The 20,537-nt window shown below is 72.4% G+C and carries 16 protein-coding genes; 6 read left to right on the top strand and 10 right to left on the bottom strand.

What is annotated here, in order from left to right; all coding sequences use genetic code 11:
* Positions 1–109 precede the first annotated feature (109 nt).
* The 4 genes from ACZ7MG_RS40165 to ACZ7MG_RS40150 all read right to left on the bottom strand — a co-directional run bounded on the left by ACZ7MG_RS40165 (position 110) and on the right by ACZ7MG_RS40150 (position 7,632).
* Positions 110–1,885, bottom strand: coding sequence for an ABC transporter ATP-binding protein (locus ACZ7MG_RS40165; RefSeq protein WP_471395995.1), 1,776 nt, complete (start codon positions 1,883–1,885; stop codon positions 110–112).
* Positions 1,882–3,672, bottom strand: coding sequence for an ABC transporter ATP-binding protein (locus tag ACZ7MG_RS40160; RefSeq protein ID WP_471395997.1), 1,791 nt, complete (start codon positions 3,670–3,672; stop codon positions 1,882–1,884). Before ACZ7MG_RS40160 ends, ACZ7MG_RS40165 begins: the two co-directional genes overlap by 4 nt.
* A gap of 121 nt (positions 3,673–3,793) precedes the next feature.
* Entirely contained in the window at positions 3,794–5,716 is a 1,923-nt protein-coding gene (locus ACZ7MG_RS40155) for an ABC transporter ATP-binding protein (protein WP_471395999.1), read from the bottom strand.
* Positions 5,713–7,632: an ABC transporter ATP-binding protein gene (locus ACZ7MG_RS40150; RefSeq protein WP_471396001.1), complete on the bottom strand. Its 1,920-nt coding sequence runs from the start codon at positions 7,630–7,632 to the stop codon at positions 5,713–5,715. The genes ACZ7MG_RS40155 and ACZ7MG_RS40150 overlap by 4 nt, the downstream gene beginning before the upstream one ends.
* A gap of 206 nt (positions 7,633–7,838) precedes the next feature.
* Here ACZ7MG_RS40150 and ACZ7MG_RS40145 point away from each other — a divergent pair, with 206 nt between their 5' ends.
* From ACZ7MG_RS40145 to ACZ7MG_RS40130, 4 genes are read left to right on the top strand one after another with little or no spacing between them, the layout of a single operon-like run.
* The gene (locus ACZ7MG_RS40145; RefSeq protein ID WP_471396003.1) at positions 7,839–8,825 is read left to right on the top strand and encodes an ABC transporter ATP-binding protein; all 987 of its coding nucleotides are present in this window, start codon (positions 7,839–7,841) and stop codon (positions 8,823–8,825) included.
* The gene (locus tag ACZ7MG_RS40140) at positions 8,822–9,574 is read left to right on the top strand and encodes an ABC transporter permease (protein ID WP_471396005.1); all 753 of its coding nucleotides are present in this window, start codon (positions 8,822–8,824) and stop codon (positions 9,572–9,574) included. Before ACZ7MG_RS40145 ends, ACZ7MG_RS40140 begins: the two co-directional genes overlap by 4 nt.
* A 28-nt stretch (positions 9,575–9,602) precedes the next feature.
* Positions 9,603–10,868, top strand: coding sequence for a sensor histidine kinase (locus tag ACZ7MG_RS40135; protein ID WP_471396007.1), 1,266 nt, complete (start codon positions 9,603–9,605; stop codon positions 10,866–10,868).
* On the top strand, positions 10,861–11,508 hold the full coding sequence (locus ACZ7MG_RS40130; RefSeq protein WP_471396009.1) for a response regulator: 648 nt from the start codon (positions 10,861–10,863) through the stop codon (positions 11,506–11,508). Before ACZ7MG_RS40135 ends, ACZ7MG_RS40130 begins: the two co-directional genes overlap by 8 nt.
* Before the next feature lie 48 nt (positions 11,509–11,556).
* Here ACZ7MG_RS40130 and ACZ7MG_RS40125 read toward each other — a convergent pair whose 3' ends face one another.
* The 5 genes from ACZ7MG_RS40125 to ACZ7MG_RS40105 all read right to left on the bottom strand — a co-directional run bounded on the left by ACZ7MG_RS40125 (position 11,557) and on the right by ACZ7MG_RS40105 (position 15,579).
* The gene (locus tag ACZ7MG_RS40125) at positions 11,557–12,966 is read right to left on the bottom strand and encodes a sulfatase family protein (protein WP_471396011.1); all 1,410 of its coding nucleotides are present in this window, start codon (positions 12,964–12,966) and stop codon (positions 11,557–11,559) included.
* A 99-nt stretch (positions 12,967–13,065) separates the two neighbouring features.
* A complete protein-coding gene (locus ACZ7MG_RS40120) occupies positions 13,066–13,161 on the bottom strand; it encodes a putative leader peptide (protein ID WP_471396013.1) in 96 nt (31 codons plus the stop codon).
* Between the two features lie 25 nt (positions 13,162–13,186).
* Positions 13,187–14,464: an MAB_1171c family putative transporter gene (locus ACZ7MG_RS40115; protein WP_471396015.1), complete on the bottom strand. Its 1,278-nt coding sequence runs from the start codon at positions 14,462–14,464 to the stop codon at positions 13,187–13,189.
* On the bottom strand, positions 14,461–15,036 hold the full coding sequence (locus ACZ7MG_RS40110; protein ID WP_471396017.1) for a hypothetical protein: 576 nt from the start codon (positions 15,034–15,036) through the stop codon (positions 14,461–14,463). Before ACZ7MG_RS40110 ends, ACZ7MG_RS40115 begins: the two co-directional genes overlap by 4 nt.
* A 102-nt stretch (positions 15,037–15,138) precedes the next feature.
* Positions 15,139–15,579, bottom strand: a complete 441-nt coding sequence (locus ACZ7MG_RS40105; RefSeq protein ID WP_471396019.1) for a hypothetical protein — start codon at positions 15,577–15,579, stop codon at positions 15,139–15,141.
* A 255-nt stretch (positions 15,580–15,834) separates the two neighbouring features.
* Here ACZ7MG_RS40105 and ACZ7MG_RS40100 point away from each other — a divergent pair, with 255 nt between their 5' ends.
* Together ACZ7MG_RS40100 and ACZ7MG_RS40095 are read left to right on the top strand one after the other, a co-directional pair.
* Entirely contained in the window at positions 15,835–16,242 is a 408-nt protein-coding gene (locus ACZ7MG_RS40100; protein ID WP_471396021.1) for a hypothetical protein, read from the top strand.
* Positions 16,243–16,434: 192 nt separating this feature from the next.
* Entirely contained in the window at positions 16,435–18,237 is a 1,803-nt protein-coding gene (locus ACZ7MG_RS40095) for a DNRLRE domain-containing protein (protein WP_471396023.1), read from the top strand.
* 37 nt (positions 18,238–18,274) lie between these two features.
* Here ACZ7MG_RS40095 and glgX read toward each other — a convergent pair whose 3' ends face one another.
* A complete protein-coding gene (glgX, locus tag ACZ7MG_RS40090) occupies positions 18,275–20,527 on the bottom strand; it encodes a glycogen debranching protein GlgX (RefSeq protein WP_471396025.1) in 2,253 nt (750 codons plus the stop codon).
* Positions 20,528–20,537: the final 10 nt, after the last annotated feature.

Genomic DNA, 20,537 nt, shown 5'->3' with positions numbered 1-20,537 from the left:
TGCCGCGGTTGTGGGCAGAGTGGCACCAGATCGCGCTTCCTGTCAGGACCGCGTCAAGAAGTTGGCCGGAAACGCTCCGTTGACCGGTTGGTCATGTTCGCTATACGGACTATTCGCCCGACCCTTCCCCGTGCCACCTCCGCCACAGCGCCGCGTACGCGCCCTCCGCCGCCACCAGCTCCTCGTGGGTGCCGAGTTCGGTCAGGAGGCCGTTCTCCATGACGGCCACCCGGTCCGCGTCGTGGGCGGTGTGGAGGCGGTGGGCGATGGCGATGACGGTGCGGCCCTGGAGGACGGCGGCGAGAGCGCGTTCGGTGTGGCGGGCGGTGGTGGGGTCGAGGAGAGCGGTGGCCTCGTCGAGGATGAGGGTGTGCGGGTCGGCCAGGACCACCCGGGCGAGGGCGAGTTGCTGCGCCTGGGGGCCGTCCGTGCGGCGACCGCCCTCGCCGAGCCGGGTGTCGAGGCCCTCGGGCAGGTCACGGACCCAGCCGTCCGCGCCCACGGCCGCCAGCGACGCCCACAACTCCCCGTCCGTGGCCGCCGGTTCGGCGATCAGCAGGTTGTCGCGGACCGTGCCCAGGAACACATGGTGCTCCTGGGTGACCAGGACGACCTGGCGGCGCAGACGCTCGGGGTCGAGGTCGACGACCGGCACCCCGCCGACGGTCACCGTGCCGGACGTCGGCGCGTCGATGCCCGCGAGGAGACGGCTCAGCGTCGTCTTCCCGGCACCCGACGGGCCCACCACCGCGAGCCGTTCGCCGGGCCGGACCGTCAGATCGACACCGCGCAGCACCTCGCCGCCCCGCTCGTACGCGTAACGGACACCCCGCACGTCGATACGGTCGTCCACCGGTTCCGGCGTGGTCGCGGAGCCCGCGCGCGGCGCGCCCGCCAGCCCCTCCACCCGCGCGAACGACGCACCGCTGCTCTGCAACAGCTCGACCCGCATCAGGATCTCGTCCAGCGGGCCGCCGAGCTGCTGCAGATACAGGGCCGCCGCCACCACCGCGCCCAGCGTCACCGAGCCGCGCGCGAGCAGCGCCCCGCCCACCAGCAGGACCAGCACCTGGGGCACGAAGGACGAGACGTCCACCCCCGGGAAGAACACCGTGCGCAGGAACAGGGTGTGGAAGCGGCGCCGCCGGGACGTCTCCAGTGCGTCCCCGCTCGCCGCGATCCGCCGCCGCTCCAGCCGCAGCGCCTCGACCGTACGCGCCCCGGACGCGGTCGCCGCGACGATCTCCGCGACCTCCGAGTTGGCCGCGCCCTCCGCGAGATACCCGGCCCGCGCCCGGCGCAGATACCAGCGCAGCACCACCCCGATCCCGCTCAGCCCGAACAGCGCGCACACCCCGAGCAGCGGGTCCAGCGCGAACACCGCGCCGATCAGGAACAGGGCCTGCACCGAGCTGATCAGCAGCTCGGGGCCCACGACCCGCAGCGTCCGGCCGACCGCGTCCACGTCGGCCGTGCCGCGCGCCGTCAGATCACCGGTCCCCGCCCGCTCCACGACCGAGGCCGGCAGCGCCAGCGTCCGGTCCACGAACTCCTCCCGCACCCGCGCCAGCGTCCGCTCCCCGAACCGGTGCCCCACATAGCGGGCCCAGCGCGCCAGCAGCAACTGCGCCAGCGCGCACAGCAGGATCGCCCCCGCCAGCCGGTCCACCACCCCGACGCCGGCCCCGCCGCGCACCTCGTCGATGATCCGGCCCACCAGCCACGGCGCGGCCAGGCCCGTCGCGGCGGCGGCCCCGTTCAGCCCCAGCACGGCGAGGAACGCCCGCCCGTCGGCCCGCACCAGCCGTACGGTGGCCCGCCGTACGGCCGAGGCGTCGGCGACGGGCAGCCGGCCCGGGGGGTGGGTGGGTGCGGCAGCGGTCACCGTACGGCCTCCTGTGCTGGGGTGTCGTCGTCCGAGTCCTCTGCCGGGGTGTCGTCGTCCGAGTCCGCCGCGTCCCGCGAGCCCTCCGCCTCGCCCGCGTCCCGGGCCACCAGCGCCCGGTATCCCGGTTCGGCGGCGAGGAGTTCGCGGTGGGTGCCCGTCGCCGTGACCTTGCCGTCGACCAGGTGCAGGACGGTGTCCGCGTGGTCGAGGACGAGGGGTGAGGTGGTGGTGACCAGGGTCGTACGGCCCGCGCGGGCGGCCCGCAGCCGCTGGGCGACCCGGGCCTCGGTGTGCGCGTCCAGCGCCGAGGTCGGCTCCACGGCGAGCAGGATCTCCGGGTCGGCCACCAGCGCCCGCGCCAGCCGTACCCGCTGCCGCTGGCCCCCGGAGAGATTGCGGCCGTGCGCGTCGACCGCCGAGTCCAGGCCGTCCGACAGGCCCTGCACGATGTCCTCCGCCACGGCCGCCCGCAGGGCCCGCGCGGCCGTGGCGTCGTCCACGTCCCCCTGTCCGCCGCCGAGCACCTCGCGCAGCCGCCCCGCGAACAGGTCGGCCTCGTGGTCCGCGACCAGGATCCGCGCCCGGACCTGCGCCAGCGGGATCGCGTCGAGCGGGGTTCCGCCCCAGGTCACCGCAGTCGGCGCATACCGGCCGAGCCGGTCCACCACGGCCGCCGCCTCGGCCGGCCGGTCGGCGGCCAGCGCCACCAGCCGCCCCGGCGGCACCCGGACCCCGGAGTCGGGATCGTGCAGCGCCGAGGGCTCGGCGGGCGCGTCCGTGGTGCCGTGGTCCGGCAGCGGCTCCAGGCTCAGGAACCGGACGACCCGCCGCGCGGCCACCACCCCGCGGCTCACCTCGTACCCCCAGTCCACGAAGTACGACACCGGGCGTACGAGCACGGTGACGAACCCGAACACCGCCACCAACTCGCCCACGGTGATGGCCCCTTGCGCGGCGAGCCGGGCCGCCAGCCAGGTCACCACCGCCAGGAACACCGTCGGCAGCCCCACCCCGAGCGCCTGCATCCAGCTGGTCACCGCCCCCACCCGGTACCCCTGCGACCGCAGCCGCCGCGAGTCCCGGTGGAAGGCGTCCGCGACCAGCCCCTTGCCGCCGAGCCCGTTGAGGACCCGCAGCCCGCCCGCGAGATCCGCGATCCGCGCGGTCAGCACCCCCTGCCGCTCCCGGTACTCCGTCTCCCTGCCCTGCAGCCGCCGCATCAACGGCCCCACGACCACGGCCATCAGCGGCATCCCGAGCAGCACGACGGCCGCGATGGGGAGCGAGACCGACATGAGCAGCCCGGCGACCACCAGATACGCGGCGATCGCGCCGACGCCCGGCCCGATGACCGTCAGGGAGGACGAGATCGTGTTGACGTCGCCCACGCCGATGGTGACGACCTCCCCGGCGCCGACGCGGCGCGGCAGCGCGGCGCCCAGCCGGACGGCGTGCGCCACGACGACCTTCACCGTGCGGAAGTTGGCGTCCATCCGGACGCGGGTCATCGTGCGGTGGCGCATGATGCTCAGCCAGGCGTTGAAGGCGCCGACGCCGAAGAGGGTGGCGGTCCAGCCGAACAGGGCGCGGTCGTCGCCCGGTTCCAGGCCGTCGTCGATCGCGCGGGAGAGCAGATACGGGGTGGCCGCGAGCAGGACCATCCAGACGCACGAGATGAGGGAGCCGAGGGCCGAGCGGGGGGCTTGCCGCTTGACCAGCCACCAGAGGTAGTGGGCTCCGCCGCGGCGGTCGGGGGTGCCGGGGTCGTCGTACGGGTTGATCATCGGCCCCCGGTTTCTGTGTGGACTTGGGTGAGTGGGTGAGTGGGTGAGTGGGTGCGATTTCGGGTGCGGGCCCGGTGGGGCTTCTCGCGCAGTTCCCCGCGCCCCTATCGGGGCGCGGGTCTTACGCCAGGCTGTCCCGCCATGCCCGGTGGAGGTCCGCGAAGCGGCCCGTGTCTGCGATCAGGTCGGCGGGGCTGCCGTCCTCGACGATGCGGCCGTGTTCCATCACCAGGACGCGCTCGGCGATCTCGACCGTGGAGAGGCGGTGGGCGATCACCACGGCCGTGCGTCCGCGCAGCACCGTCGTCATCGCGCGCTGGACGGCCCGTTCGCCCGGGATGTCGAGGGAACTGGTCGCCTCGTCCAGGATGAGGACGGCCGGGTCGGCGAGCAACGCCCGTGCGAACGCGACGAGTTGGCGCTGACCGGCGGAGATACGGCCACCGCGTTTGCGTACGTCGGTGTCGTAGCCGTCGGGCAGGGAGGTGATGAAGTCATGGGCGCCGATGGCCTTGGCGGCGCGCTCGATGTCCTCGCGGGTCGCGTCGGGGCTGCCGATGGCGATGTTCTCGGCGACCGTGCCGGAGAACAGGAACGACTCCTGGGTCACCATGACCACCCCGCGCCGCAGCTCGGGCACCGGGAGGTCGCGCAGGTCGACGCCGTCGAGCAGGACCCGTCCGGACGAGGGGTCGTAGAAACGCGCCACCAGCTTGGCGAGGGTCGACTTGCCGGCGCCGGTGGAGCCGACCACCGCCACCGTGCTGCCCGCCGCGAGGGTGAGGTCGAAGCGGGGCAGGATCTCGCCGCCGGTGCGGTACGCGAACCGTACGTCGTCGAACACGACCTCGCGGCCCGGCAGTTCGGAGGCCGCCGCGGGCAGCTCCTTCGGCTCGGCGGGCTCGGGGACCGACGGGGCCTGGGCCAGCAGACCCGCGATCTTCTCCAGCGAGGCCGCCGCCGACTGGTACGAGTTCAGGAACATGCCGAGCCGGTCGATCGGGTCGTACAGCCGCCGCAGATACAGCACCGAAGCCGCCAGCACGCCCAGCGCGAGGGTCTCCGACGCCACCCGGTACGCGCCCCACAGCACGATCGCCGCGACCGTGATGTTGGCGACGACCCGGGAGCAGACCACATAGCGGGCCATCTCCAGGATCGCGTCGCCGTTCTTGCGCTCGTGGTGGCTGTTCAGGGCGCTGAACTCGGCGTCGTTGGCGGCCTCCCGGCGGAACGCCCGCACCGGGCGGATGCCGTTCATCGTCTCCGCGAACTTCACGATCACCGCAGCGATCGCACTGGACCGGGCCGTGTACACGTTCGCCGCGCGCCGCCGGTAGCTCCGCACGAAGCCGTACAGCGGCACGAACGACGCCACCGCCGCCGCGCCCAGCCCCAGGTCCAGCCAGAGCAGCATCGCCGAGATGTAGACGAAGGCGAGGATCACCCCGATGAGCTCCTGCAGCCCCTCGTCGAGCAGCTCGCGCAGCGACTCGACGTCCGTGGTGGAACGGGAGATGAGCCGGCCGGAGGTGTACCGCTCGTGGAAGTCGATGCTCAGCGCCTGCGCGTGCCGGAAGATCCGGCCGCGCAGCTCCAGCAGCACGTCCTGGTTGACCCGCGCGGACGCCCCGATGAACAGGTACTGCAGCCCGCCGGCCGCCAGCGCGCACGCCAGATACCCGGCCGCCACCGCGATCAGCGGCCCGTGCCGCCCGTCCCGCAGCGCCGGTACGGCACTGTCGATGGCGTACGCCACCAGCAGCGGGCCCGCCTGTACGGCCGCCTGCTGGAGCAGAAGCAGCACGCTCGCCATGATGACGCGGGCCCGCATCGGCGCGAGCAGGGAGCGCAGCAGGGCGAGGGTGGCGCCCGGGGGAGTGGGGAGGTCGTCGTGGTCGAAGGGGTCGTCGGAGCCGGGCTTCGCCAAGGAGGTCGCCCTGCCCGGCTTCCCGCCCGGCTCGCCGCCCGACGCCCCCTTCGGTTCCTTGTCCGGCTCCTTGTCCGGTTCCTTGTCCGGCGCGGTGGTCGTGGGCGCCGTCATCGCTCGTCCTCCTCGGTCCCGGACATCAGATGGGCGTACTCCGTGTTCGTGCGCAGCAGTTCCTGGTGGGTGCCCACCGCCGTGACCCGGCCGCCGGAGAGCAGCGCCACGCGGTCGGCGAGCAGCACGGTCGACGGGCGGTGCGCCACGATCAGCGCGGTCGTCTCCGCGAGCACGCGGCGCAGCGCGGCCTCCACCGCGGCCTCCGTGTGCACGTCCAGCGCGGACAGCGGGTCGTCGAGGACCAGGAAGCGGGGTCTGCCGACCACCGCCCGCGCGAGCGCGAGCCGCTGCCGCTGGCCGCCGGAGAGGCTGAGGCCCTGTTCGCCGACCTGGGTGGCGGTGCCCTGGGGGAGCGCGTGCGCGAACTCCGCCTGGGCGATGGCCAGGGCGCGGTCCAGCTCCTGTTCGCCCGCGTCCGCCGGGGCGCCCATGAGGACGTTCTCGCCGACGGTCGCGGAGAAGAGGGTGGGCTCCTCGAAGGCGACGGCGACGAGGGCGCGCAGCGATTCCCTGGGCATCTCGGTGATGTCCTCGCCGTCCAGGGTGATGCGGCCGGACGTCACCTCGTGCAGACGGGGGACGAGGGCGGTGAGCGTGGTCTTGCCGGAGCCGGTGCCGCCGACCAGGGCCATCGACTCGCCGGGGCGGATGTGCAGGTCGATGTGGGCGAGGGTGGGGGCGCTGTCGGGGGCGGCGTCGGGATAGCGGAAGGTGACGTCGTGGAACCGGAGCCCGCCAGTCTCATGGGCCGTCTCAGCTGCGGGCAGTTGTGCCGCTGGGGCGGCACGGGTGGGCGCAGCGGCACCTCGTACCGCCGAGCCGCGGGCCCCGCCTCCGGCCAACGCGAGCGCCGGGCCACCGGGCTCCTTGGTCTCGCCGGACTCCGGCTCTTCGTCCATCACCTCGAAATACCGTTCCGTCGCCGTCGCCGCCTCCTGGCTCATCGCCAGGAGGAAGCCGATGGAGTCGACGGGCCAGCGCAGCGCGAGCGCGGTGGAGAGGAAAGCGACCAGCGTGCCCGCCGAGAGCACACCGTCCGCGACCTGGACCACCCCCAGCACCAGCGCCGCCCCGATCGCCAGCTCGGGCAGTGTGATGATGACGCCCCAGATCGCCGACAGCAGCCGGGCCTTGCGCAGCTCCGTCCCCCGCAGCGTCCGCGACAGCTCACGGAACGCCCGCGCCTGGCTGCGGTGCCGCCCGAACCCCTTGATGATGCGGATCCCGAGCACGCTCTCCTCGACGACCGTGGTGAGGTCGCCCACCTGGTCCTGGGCGAGCCGCGCGACCGACGCGTACTTCCGCTCGAAGAGGACACAGGTGACGATCACGGGGACGGCGGGCCCCAGGATGACCAGCCCGAGCGTCCAGTCCTGCACCAGCATGATGATCACGCCGACCACGATGGTGACCGCGTTGACCAGCAGGAACGTCAACGGGAACGCGAGGAACATCCGCAGCAGCATCAGATCCGTCGTGCCGCGCGAGAGCAGCTGCCCGGAGGCCCAGCGGTCGTGGAAGGCGACCGGCAGACGCTGGAGATGCCGGTAGAGGTCCGCCCGCATCGACGCCTCCACCCCGGCCAGGGGCCGCGCCACGAGCCAGCGCCGCAGCCCGAACAGCAGCGCCTCCGCGAGCCCGAGCAGCAGCAGGTACAGCGCCCCGAGCCACACGCCCGCCGGGTCCCGGTCGGCGACCGGCCCGTCCACCATCCACTTCAGGACGAGCGGGATGACCAGACCCACGCACGACGCGATGATTGCCACGAACGCGGCGACGGACAGCCGCGCCCGCACGGGCCGCACATAGGGCCACAGCCGCAGCAGCGTACGTACGGCGGACCGCCCCTCGGCCCGGCCGGGCTCCTCGGCGGACTGGTCGGGTTCCTCGGCGGTCGCACGTGTCGTGGGCATCAGCAGCGAGCCTACGGATCGGCACTGACAACGCCCACCGAGTTTTGGCCGGACCGTGCTCGTTCGCGAGTCCTACGACCTGCGCGGGGCGCGGGGGCGTACGGGGAGTTCGGCGAGGTCGTAGAGGCGCATCAACCGATCGGCTGATGGCGGTTCGAGCGCGATGGCCGATGCGGTCACCCGTGCTCCGCCGGGATTCTCGACCTATGGCCCACACACCCTCCACACCAGGCTCGTCCATACGCACCCCGTCGACGTCCACCCCGGTCATCGAGGTCACCGATCTCCGTAAGTCCTACGGCGGCCGGAACGTCGTCGACGGGATCTCCTTCACCGTCGAGGAGGGCGAGATCTTCGGGATCCTCGGCCCGAACGGCGCCGGCAAGACCACCACCGTCGAATGCGTCGAGGGCCTGCGGGTGCCCGACGCGGGCCGGGTCCGGGTCGCCGGGCTCGACCCGGTCACCGAGCACGAGGCCACCCGCCGGGTGCTCGGCGCCCAGCTCCAGGAGAGCGAACTGCAGGCCAAGCTCACCGTCCGCGAGGCGCTGGAGCTGTACTCCTCCTTCTACCCGAGCCCGCTCGACTGGCGGCCCCTCGCCGAACGCCTCGGCCTCACCGGCAAGCTCACCACCCGGTTCGCCAAGCTCTCCGGCGGACAGAAGCAGCGGCTGTTCATCGCGCTCGCGCTGGTCGGCGACCCCCGGATCGTCGTCCTGGACGAGCTGACCACCGGCCTCGACCCGCGCGCCCGCCGGGACACCTGGCAGCTGATCGAGGACATCCGCGCGAACGGGGTGACCGTCCTCCTCGTCACCCACTTCATGGAGGAGGCGCAGCGGCTGTGCGACCGGATCGCCGTGATCGACCGGGGCCGGATCGCGGCGCTGGACACCCCGGCCGGGCTCATCCGCCGCTCGGCGGGCGCCACCGTCATCAGCTTCACACCCTCCGCCCCGCTGGACGACCGTGACCTGAACGCGCTGCCCGCGCTCGCGGCGATCGAGCACAAGGACGGCCGCCTCACCCTCTCCGGCACCGACGAGACCGTCAACGCCGTCCTCACCCTCCTCGCCCGCACCCACACCACCGCCCGGCAACTCCGGGTCACCGACGCCACGCTGGACGACGCGTTCCTCGACCTCACCACGGGGACGGGACAGCAGGAGCAGAAGAAGGAGGCAGCGGCATGAGCGGTATCGCCCTCGTCGACACGGCCGTCCTGCGGACCGAGATCCGTCTCTTCCGCCGTGAACCCGGCAGCCTCTTCTGGATCCTGGCGTTCCCCACCCTCCTCCTCGCGATCCTCGGCTCGATCCCGTCCTTCCGCGAGGCCGACCCGGCCTTCGGCGGACTGCGCCCGGTCGACGGCTATGTCCCGGTGAGCGTGCTGCTCGGCCTGATCGTCGGCGGGGTGCAGGCCATGCCGCAGACCCTCACCGCCTACCGCGAACACGGCGTCCTGCGCCGGATGTCCACCACCCCGGTCCGCCCCACCGCCCTGCTGTCCGCGCAGATGGTCCTGTTCGGCGGCGCCGCCCTGCTGTCGGCCCTGCTCGCCCTCGCGGTCGGCCGCCTCGCCTTCGACGTACGGCTGCCCGAGCAGGCCCTCGGCTACGCGGTGGCCCTCGTCCTGGCCGTCCTGGTCGCCCTCGCCCTGGGGGCCGTGATCTCCGCCGTGTCCCGCACCACGAGGATCTCGGCGGCGATCGGCTCCGCCGTGTTCTTCCCGGCGATGTTCTGCGCGGGCGTGTGGATGCCGGTGCAGACCATGCCCGACGTGCTGGCGCGGTCCGTCGGCTACACCCCGTTCGGCGCGGCGGCCCAGGCCCTCAACGAGGCGGCGGCGGGCGACTGGCCCGGCTGGGACCACCTCGGCGTCCTCGCCGCCTGGACGGTACTGCTCACGTTCGCCGCCTCGCGCTGGTTCCGCTGGGAGTAGGCGGGGGCCGGCCATGCAGACTGGGGAGATGACCGCCGCGGACCAGCTGATCGAACGGAGATGGGACCAGTTCCACACCTGGGGGCCCTACGGGCTGCTCGCCGTCAGCGCCGTCCTCGCCCTCGCCACCAGCGAGCTGATGGCCGATGCCGGCGAGTGGTACGTCTGCGGGGCCCTGATCGCCGCCGCCGTCCTGCTCCAGGTGTGGTGGCACCTCGCCCGCCCCCGCCGGACCGACCGCCGCTGCCGGACCCCGTCCCCGGCCGGGACGGGCTACTACGTCGTCCGCTGGGCCATCGCCTTCGCCCTGACCTGGATCAACCCGTTCTTCGCGTTCTACGCCGCCACCGGCTACATGGACGCCGACGAGCTGATCCCGGGCAGATGGCGACGGCTCGGACTCTTCGCCAGCGCGGTCACCGTGGCGGGCGCGCAGTCCAGTGGGCTGCCACCGAGCGGCGTGGGCCACTGGATCGTCTTCGCCGCCCTGCTGGCCGCCAACTCCGGCCTCCAGATGGTGGTCGCCCATCTCACCGAGCAGGAGGAGCAGCGGACCCGCGAGCGCACCGCGACCATCGCCGAACTCGAACGCACCAACACGGCGTTGCAGCAGGCCCTCGACGAGAACGCCGCGCTGCACGCCCAACTCCTCGTCCAGGCACGGGAGGCCGGGGTCGCCGACGAACGGCGGCGGCTGGCCGCCGAGATCCACGACACCATCGCCCAGGGGCTGACCGGCATCATCGCCCAGCTCCAGGTCGTGGCGAACGCCCCCGACCTCGGCCTCGCCCGCACCCACCTGGCCCGCGCCTCCGACCTGGCCCGCCACAGCCTCGGCGAGGCCCGCCGCTCCGTGCACAACCTCGCCCCGGTCGCCCTGGAGCACGACGGCCTGCCCGAGGCCCTGAAGAAGACGGTCACGGAGTGGGCCGAACGCACGGGCACCCGCGCGGAGTTCACGGCCACCGGACGCGTGGAACCCCTCCACGACGAGGTCTCGGCGACGCTGCTGCGCATCGCCCAGGAAGCCCTGTCGAACACGGCCCGGCACGCCGCCGCCGGCCGGGTCGGCGTCACCCTCACCTTCCTCGGCGACGAGGTCATCCTCGACATCCGCGACGACGGCCACGGCTTCGACCCGCTCGCCCTCCCCGAACGCACCCGCACCGGCGGTTTCGGCCTCGCCGGGATGCGCGTCCGCGCCGAACGCATCGCCGGCACCTTCACCGTCGAGTCCGAACCGGGCCACGGCACGGCCCTGTCGGCTCGCGTACCGTTGGTCCGCCATGACTGACGAGGCCCATCCGAAGCAGACCGTCTCCCTCCTGATCGTCGACGACCATCCCGTCGTACGGGACGGTCTGCGCGGCATGTTCGAGAACGCCCCCGGCTTCCGTGTGCTCGGCGAGGCGTCCAACGGCGTGGAGGCGGTGGACCTGACCGCGACCCTCGACCCCGACGTGGTCCTGATGGACCTGCGGATGCCGGGCGGTGGCGGGGTCGACGCCATCCGGGAACTGACCCGCCGCTCGGCCCGCGCGAAGGTCCTCGTCCTCACCACCTACGACACCGACTCGGACACCCTCCCCGCGATCGAGGCGGGCGCGACGGGCTACCTCCTGAAGGACGCCCCGAGGGAGGAGCTCTTCACGGCGGTCCGCGCGGCGGCGGAAGGCCGCACCGTCCTCTCCCCGGCCGTCGCCTCCCGCCTGGTCTCGGCCGTCCGCAGCCCCGCCCACGAGCCCCTCTCCGCCCGCGAACGCGAGGTCCTGACCCTCGTCGCCCGAGGCACCCCCAACCGCGAGATCGCCCGCGAACTCTTCATCAGCGAGGCCACGGTCAAGACCCACCTCACCCACCTCTACACCAAACTGGGCGTCAAGGACCGCGCGGCAGCAGTGGCCAAGGCCTACGAACGAGGCATCCTCGGCTAGTCGCCGCCGAGACCGGGAAGGACCCCCGGCGCGTACGAGACGTCCCGGCTAGTTCGGATACGGCAGCAGACCCGCGGCGACCTTCTCCCAGGCGGTCTTCAGCTCGGCGAGCAGTTCCGGCTCGTCGGGGGCGCGGTCGGCCTGTTCGCGGGCGTCGGCGGCCAGGTTGTAGAGGTGGTCGGTGCCGGTGGCGTCGCGGTAGTACTTCCAGTCGCCGCGGCGGAGTGCGCGGTTGGCGCGGACCCGCCAGAACAGGTCCCGTTCGGGCACCGGTTCACCGCGCAGCAGATGGCCGGCGAGGCTCGTGCCGTCCAGCGGGTACGCGGGGTCCGGGCGGGCGCCGCCCAGTTCCAGCAGGGTCGCCGTCCAGTCGGGGGAGAACACCGGCTCGTCGCTGACCTGCCGGCCGTCGATCCGGGCGGGCCAGCGCAGGATCGTCGGCACCCGGATGCCGCCTTCCAGCAGCACGAACTTCTCGCCGCTGAGCGGCCAGTTGTAGGAGTAGCGCTCGCCGCCGTTGTCGCTGGCGAACACCACGACCGTGTTCTCCTCCTGCCCGGACCGGCGCAGCTCGGCCAGCACCTCGCCGACCGCCGCGTCCAGGCTCTCCACCATCTTGGTGTACTTCTCGACCGAGCCGCCGTCGTAGTGGTTGAGCGCCCGCGTCACCTCGGCCTGCGACTTGGCGTCCCGGATCTTCGCCGCGATCTCGGCGCCGGTCTCCTGGTCGTCCTCCGCGAGCCAGGGCCAGTGCGGGGTGGTGAAGTTGAGGTTCAGCAGCCACGGCCGGTCGTGCCGACGGCCGACGTACTCGACGGCCCGCTCGGTCAGGACCTCCGTGTAGTACCGCAGGTCCTTGTACTCGGCGTCACCCTCGTAGAGGTCGTACGTGCCGAGCTGGCCCAGCTTGGAGAAGTACTCCAGCACGCCCCCGAAGTTGCCGAAGAACTCGTCCCAGCCCGACTTGGTGGGGCTGTAATCAGGCAGCCAGCCGCAGTGCCACTTCCCGATGAGGGCGGTCGCGTAGCCCGCCTTCTTCAACAGTGAAGCCAGCGTGGGGTGGTTCGGGTCCAGCCCCTGCGCCTTGTTCGCGATCGGCTCGGCGAGCCCGCCCGGCGTACGCCCCGGATACCGCCCGGTGTAGAGGCTGAACCGGGTCGGCGAGCAGGTCGCCGACCCCGAGTACGCGTCCGTGAACCGCACCCCCTGCCGCGCCAGCCGGTCCAGGTGCGGCGTCCTGATGTGCGGCGCCCCGTACGAGGAGAGGTCGGCCCAGCCCAGGTCGTCGCCGAGGACGACGAGGAAGTTGGGCCGCTTGCCGGAGGCGGCCGCGGGGCGGGCCTTGAAAGGGCGTTCGGAGGGGACGGCCTCGGCGGCGGTGGCGGCCGTACCGGCGACGGCGGTCACGGCGCCGCCGCCGACGAGACCACCGAAGACACGGCGGGATATGTCAGACATGGGGGTTCCTCGGGCTCGGCGCACCCCGCGACAGGGGCGCGCGAAGGGCAGTGGGGGAGGAGGAGAGAAAGGAGAGCGTGAGCGAGAGAGGGCTACGGCTCAGCGACAGAGGGCGCTGGACTGCCGGCACAGATCGACATGACGGCGCTCCACGAGCGCCGCACACGCGCGCCGGTGGTGGGTGGAGGGCCTCATGGGAGGGGACGTTGCCAGGGGGTGATCACTGCGTCAAGCCGTCGTCCACAGTGCGGATGCGGTGTCCGTCGGCGTGCTCGGCGGCCGGTACGGCCACGGCCGGTGAGAGCGCGAGGACCAGGGGGTGCCGGCAGTACGCGGCGAGCGGTTCCAGCCAGTCGAGCGGGTCGCCGCCGAGTTCGGCGCCGTCGCCCGCGGGTTCCGGGTGCGCCCCGGCCGGCGGAGCCGCGGGCGCCGCCGGGTCCGGTGCCGCGTGCGGTGCGAGGGACGCCCGTGCGACGGCGCGGCGCAGGGCGACCGCCTCGGTGGCCGCCTCCAGCCCCCGGCCGGTGAACCCGTGCGCCGAGAGCCGCCGGCGCGCCGCCGTCTCGTCGTCGGGGTCGCGGAACGGGGCCAGGGCGAGTGTCGCGTCACTGATCTCGATCGTGTACCGGTAGAGCACGAGCGCGGGCTCCGCGCGCAGCGCGGCCGGCAGCGGCAACACCACCTCCGGCACCGCCTCGGTCAGCATCCGCCACAGCGGTTCGAGCCGGCGAAGTCGGCGCCGGTCGGCCCGTGCGCGCAGCCGAGCCGCGAGGGCGGGCCAGGCGATCCCGGCGCTGGACAGCAACAGCGCACCGGTCAGCAGGACCTGCGTGGTGGGCACGACCACGGCGTCCTCGAACAGCGGTACACCGGAGTCGCGCAGGACGAGATAGGCGCACCGGTGCAGGGCGTACACGACGGCGACCGCGGCGCCCGCACCGATCAGGTTGAGGGAGGTCCGCAGCGGTCCCGGCGGGGCCTGCCGGTGGTGGCGCAGGCACATCACCCCGATCGCGGCCACGCCCCAGATCACGTACCCGACGTAGACGGCCCAGTAGGCGGTGTGGGCCGCCGAGTCACCGGTGGTCAGCAGGTACTTCTCCCCGCTGGGGCGGGGCGCCAGGAAGAACGCCGTGCCCAGCGCGCACGCGGCGACCGGAAGGGGCAGCCAGTCACGGGTTCGGCGGCCGGGAGCCTCACCGGCCGGCGCGGACATCCGCCGCACGAACGCCGTCAGACACGTGATCGCGGACATCCCGAGCAGATGGCTGAGCACATTGGTGACGCTCTGCACCCCGGTGACGGCGTCGATCACCCTGCGCACCGCCGGGACCCCTACGGTGACCGACAGGGCGACCAGGGCGACCACCCCGGCGAGCAGCCGGGAGGGCGCGGATCCCGGTACGGCGCGGTCGCGCACCGCCCGGTAGGCGGTGAGCGAGGTGAGCGACCACAGCGTGACGAGCAGGACGACCTCGTACGGTCGGACGGCCGTCATCGGGAACGCACCACCCCGAGGGCGCGGGCCAGGCGGCCGAGGCTCCCGGACCCGTCGTGCAGGGGCGAAGCGCCCTGCGAGGCGCGGTCGGCCGACCGGGCGTGGATCAGGGTGGCCATCAACTCGGCCTGCTGTTCCTGTAGTTCGGTGTAGTCGGTGCGGCCACGGGCGAGCAGTCGGCGGACCATGGCGGGATCGAGGCCGGGGAACAGGGCCTCCATGCCGGGCCAGGCGCCGTCGCCGTCGCGTTCCGTCGTGTGGTCGAGCAGGAGGTGGGAGATCTCGTGCAGGATGATGTGCCGCTGATGGACGGTGTTGGTCGACGTCTCGTAGAAGATGTGGTCGGTGTGGCCGAGGCTGATCCACAGTCCGCACAGGTTGGCGGCGGCTCCCGCCCGCTTCGGCAGCGGGGACAGGGCCAGCCGTCTGCCGTGCCGCTCCTCGATCGCGGTGCGCAGCGCGTCGACCGTCAGCGGCTGGGACTCCCCGAGCGGGAGGCCGTCCAGGATGGCGTCGCACCGGGCGCGGAAGGCGGACCAGGACTTCGCCGGTAACCGGACAGGTTCCCCCATCGCGCGCCGCCCCTTCCCCCTGGACCGCCGGACCGCCCGATGGCCGCCCTACGGTCACCTGTTCTGTCGAACGTTCTGTTGCGCTCTCTGTCGCGGGAAAGTCTAAGCCTGTCGCCCGCCGTGCTCCCGTGACTCGTCGGCGGCCTGTTCGACCAGGTCGCGCACCACGTCCAGGCCGTGCGCGGAGAGGGTGGCCACCGTGGCGGCGCGCAGGGCCACCGCCCGTACGTCGTTGCCGCGCATCGCCGTGATGAGGGCGAGCTGGGCCATGGTCCGGTCGGCGACGGCGTCGTCGACGAAGTAGCCGACCGGCACCCCGAAGAAGGCGGCGAGTGCGCGCAGCGTGCCGATCGTGGGGTTGGGCGCCTTGCCGTTCATCAGCATCGACAGCCGGCCCACGGAGAGCGAGACGCCGCCGTGCTCCTCGACCGCCTTGATGCCGTCGACCACCTCCTGGAGGGTGTGGCGTCTGCCCAGCGGCTGCACGTGCTCGAAGAGGTGGTCGAGGCGGGCGGCCAGCAGCCGCCCCTCTGTGTCACTCACGCTCGCTCACCTCTCGACGTGTCCTGTCACGAGGCATTATCCCGTGCGGCCCAGAGGGGAGCACTCGGCCCGCGAGCATCACATAAATAAGCGCTGAGTGAACCAGGAGAGAGTGCCGTATACCCGGAATATCAGTGCAGAGACTATGCGGTTGGTCTCCTGTCGAGATATGAGCTTTCACTTAAATGAAACCCGTTGCTAGGGTCACAGCCGTCGCACAGCTTCACTCGGCTTCACTTCAACGGGAGGATTCACATGATCGGCAAGATCGCGGCAGCGGTTCTCACGGCGGCGGCGGTGGTGACGCTCACCGGGACCCCGGCCAGCGCGGCGGACGCGGCGTACAACACCCGGAGCCTGTACCTGACCGGCAACCCGACGCCGTCGACCACCGAAGCGTGCACCAGCCGCAGCATCTACCTGGCCGCCGGCACCTACGAGTGGACACATATCCTCAACGCCATCCGCTTCCCGACCCGCGACATCTACCTGGCTGCGGGCACCTACACGTGGAAGGACTGCCTGCGCCCCGGGAACGGGGACTACGCGCACACGTCCAGCCTCGCGAGGTCCGGTTCCGGGGCGGCGACCCTCAGCTCCACGGTCGAGGTCAGCAGCGGCAACCACACCTTCGGCTCGCTGCTCGACCCGTACTTCGCGTGATCGACCCGCGGACATGACCCCACGGGCCGGTCACCGTTTCGGAACCGGCGGAACCGGCGGGACCGGCCCGTGGCCCATGTCCGCGGACCCCGCGGTGGAGTGACCCCCACCGCGGAGGCCGTACCAAGACAGTGAGAAGCGGGATCGCAGATGCACAGTCACACTCCTCGGCGCCTCCTGACGCGATGCCTCGTGGCAGCCGTCGGCGGAGCCGCGCTCCTGATGACGGGGCTCGTCCCCCTGCCGCGGGCCGCCGAGCCCGAAGCCCCGGCCACGACGGCGGCCGCCGTCGCGGAGACGGCCACCGTCTCGCCCATGGCGCAGACCGGGCCGCGGAACATCATCAAGCGGCTGCAGGACACCTACATCACCAATGTGGACAACGCCGACCACTCGCAGGGCCGTGCCCTGCACGTCGGTACGCCCGACAGCGGCACCACGAAGTACCGGAGCTTCCTGCAGTTCGACGTCTCCAAGCTCCGGGGCGCCCCGATCGCGAAGGCCACGCTGCGCGTCTACAACTCCTTCGTCTCCGACTGTGACGCGAAGGCATGGATGGGCGTCTACCCGGTGACCCAGCCGTGGAGCCAGTCCACGATCACCTGGGCCGACCAGCCGACCGTCGGCGCGGGCAAGGGCACCTGGTTCGGCCTCGGCCACCCGCTCTGCCCGGACGTCCCCGACAAGACCGACCCCGCCGCGTCCAACGGCATCCAGCGCATCGACATCACCGACTGGGTGAAGGCCTGGGCCAACGACGCCTCCTTCCCCAACCACGGCATCAGGCTCTCGGCGCGGGAGGACGTCAGCTCCGGCTACAAGGACTTCTGCTCGATGAACACGGTGTCGACCGACTACGCCTGCCACGCCGCGTACAACGCGCCCACGCTGGAGGTCGAGTTCAACCCGGGCTCCACCCCGATCATCTCGGGCAACGTGCACGGCCCGGCCTACCCGGGCAACTACCCCGCCGCACACTCGGCACTGGAGTTCCTCGACTCCACCAAACCGGACGTCTGGCCCGCCTCCGGCCCGTACCAGCGGTGGATCCCGGACGCCTACCACTCGGTCTTCGACACAACCCTCAAGGGCGACTCCTGGGCCGGCGGCACCTCGCACAAGCTGCGCCCCGCGGGCACGTACGGCGACGGACAGGTCCTGGTCACGGGCGACGGCACCAGCGGCTTCGTCGGCGTGATCCCGTACCCGTCCCTCGCCGGCTACCACTGGGCGGTCAACGTCGGCGACCCGAACGACCTGCACGGCGTCGAGATGCTGCCGGACGGCACGGTCGTCGCCGCGTTCGCCTCACGGGTCTTCGGCTCCGAGAAGATCAACGGCGGGCTCGCGGTCTACTCCAAGGCCCAGGGCACGCCGGGCAACTGGAGCGCCACCCCCGTGCAGGAGACCTCCCTGGCCGGCGCGCACGAGGTCCTCTACGACCCGGCGACCAAGTCGGTGTGGGCCCTCGGTGACGAACTCCTCGTGCGCTACGAGTACGTCAACGGCCGGCTCGCCTGGGGCAACGGCCGGGGAGAGTCCTGGCCCCTGCCCAAGCAGACCGGCGACAACAAGGCGTACGGCCACGAACTCACCCCGGTCCACGGCAACCCCGACCGGCTCTGGGTCGGCGCCAACGGCGGCATCGTGCAGTTCTCCAAGGGCGGCGCCGCCGACTGCTACGACGACTCGCAGGGCACCTGGCCGCGGCCGCAGTACGTCACCGGCTCCGCCGAGAAGCGCTGGTGCACCGACTACGCCAACCGCGCCGAGGTCACCGGACGGACCCTCATCAAGAGCGTCGGGAACGACCCCACCACGGGCACCGTGATCTCGACCTGCGCGGGCGGCTGCCCCGAGACACAGACGTCGGGCAACAGCTGGGACACCGCGTACATCCGCTTCGTCCCCACCAGTGGCCCGCAGTCCGTGAAGTCGGTCTCCACGGCCGACCGGCGCTACAAGGCCACCTGGGCCGTACCCGCCTACCAATAGGTACCAGCACGTACCGGTAGGCGTGTCCCCGAGGCCGTCACCCGACCCGCAACAACAACACCGTCCGTGCCGGAACCGTGATCACCGCCCCCGCCCGATGCACCACCCCCGGCCCCTCCCCCTGCTCCTCCCGCGACGTGTCGACGACCACCTCGTAGCGGTCGGCCCAGGGGGTGCCTGGGAGGGTGAAGCCGGTCGGGCGGTCGCCGGCGTGGAGGACGGTGAGGAAGCTGTCGTCGAGGATGGGTGCCCCCCGCGCGTCCCGCCCCGGGATGTCCCGGCCCGACAGATACATGCCCAGCGTCGCGGCCGGCGCGTACCAGTCCCGTTCGGTCATCTCGGTGCCGCGGGCCGTGAACCAGGCCAGGTCGCGCAGGCCGTCCGCCGAGTGGGCGCGGCCGGAGAAGAACGCGCGGCGGCGCAGGACCGGGTGGGCGTGGCGGAGCGCGATCAGCCGGGACGTCAGGTCGAAGAGCGTCTTCCAGCCGGGGTCGTCCATGAGGCTCCAGTCGACCCAGCTGATCTCGTTGTCCTGGCAGTACGCGTTGTTGTTGCCTCCCTGCGTGCGGCCCAGTTCGTCGCCCGCGACCAGCATCGGCACGCCCGTCGACAGCAGCAGCGTCGTCAGCAGGTTCCGCAACTGGCGCCGCCGCAGCGCCCGTACCCGCTCGTCGTCCGTCTCGCCCTCGGTGCCGCAGTTCCAGGACCGGTTGTCGTCGGAGCCGTCCCGGTTCCCCTCCCCGTTCGCCTCGTTGTGTTTGCGCTCGTACGACACCAGGTCCCGGAGCGTGAAACCGTCGTGCGCGGTGATGAAGTTGACCGAGGCGTAGGGCCGCCGTCCGCCCCAGGCGTACAGGTCGCTCGACCCCGACAGGCGGTAGCCGAGATCCCGTACGTCCGGCAGCGCGCCCCGCCAGAAGTCCCGCACCGCGCCCCGGTAGCGGTCGTTCCACTCCGTCCACAGGGGCGGGAAGGCCCCGACCTGGTAGCCGCCCGAGCCCACGTCCCACGGCTCGGCGATCAGCTTCACCCGGCGCAGCACCGGATCCTGGGCGATGACCGCGAGGAACGGGGAGAGCATGTCGACGTCGTGCATCGAACGGGCCAGCGCCGCCGCCAGGTCGAAGCGGAAGCCGTCGACGCCCATCTCCGTCACCCAGTAGCGCAGGGAGTCCGTGATCAGACGCAGGACGTGCGGCTGGACCACATGGAGGGTGTTGCCGCAGCCGGTGTAGTCGGCGTACCGGCGGGCGTCGGACTGGAGGCGGTAGTAGCCCCGGTTGTCGATGCCCTTCAACGACAGCGTCGGGCCCAGCTCGCCCGCCTCGGCGGTGTGGTTGTAGACCACGTCGAGGACGACCTCGATCCCGGCCGCGTGCAGCGCCCGCACCATCCGCTTGAACTCGCCGACCTGCTGCCCCGTCGTGCCCGACGAGGCGTACGCCGCGTGCGGGGCGAAGTAGCCGATCGAGTTGTAGCCCCAGTAGTTGCGCATGCCCCGGCGGAGAAGGTGGTCCTCGTGGGCGAACTGGTGCACCGGCAGCAGCTCCACCGCCGTGACCCCGAGCTTCACCAGGTGCTCGATCGCCGCCGGGTGCGCCAGACCCGCGTACGTGCCGCGCAGTTCCTCCGGGATGCCGGGGTGGGTCATCGTGAACCCGCGGACGTGCAGCTCGTAGATGACCGAGTCCGCCCACGGCGTCTTGGGGCGGCGGTCGTCGGCCCAGTCGTCGTCATCGTGGACGACGACGCCCTTCGGGACGTGCGGCGCCGAGTCCCGCTCGTCGCGCACGGTGTCGGCGACATGCTGCTCGGGCCAGTCCCGGACATGCGCGTACACCTCCGGGGGGAGGGTGAACTCACCGTCCACGGCCCGCGCGTACGGATCCAGGAGCAGCTTCGCCGGGTTCCAGCGGGCGCCGGTCCACGGGTCCCAGCGGCCGTGCACGCGATAGCCGTACCGCTGCCCCGGCAGGACGCCCGGCACGAAGCCGTGCCAGATCTCATGGGTCAGCTCGGTCAGCCGTAGCCGGGTCTCCGCGCCCGCCTCCGAGAACAGGCACAGCTCGACGGCCTCCGCCCCGCCCGCCCACAGCGCGAAGTTGGTGCCCGCGACCCCGTCGGGCCCCACCCGGAAGCGCGCGCCCAGCGGCGTGGACGCCCCCGGCCACACCGGCCTCGGCTCCGGCGCCGCCTCCTCACGCCGACTGCCGTTCACCCCGGGTGCCGGACGCGCGGCCGGCACCCCGCGCGTCCCCCGCACTTCCTCCTGCTCGGCTGCGCTCGACACCTCAGGCCTC

Source organism: Streptomyces sp. NPDC107538 (assembly GCF_055657445.1).
The sequence above is the reverse complement of the archived record's forward strand: the minus strand, read 5'-3'. Positions and strand labels throughout refer to the sequence as shown.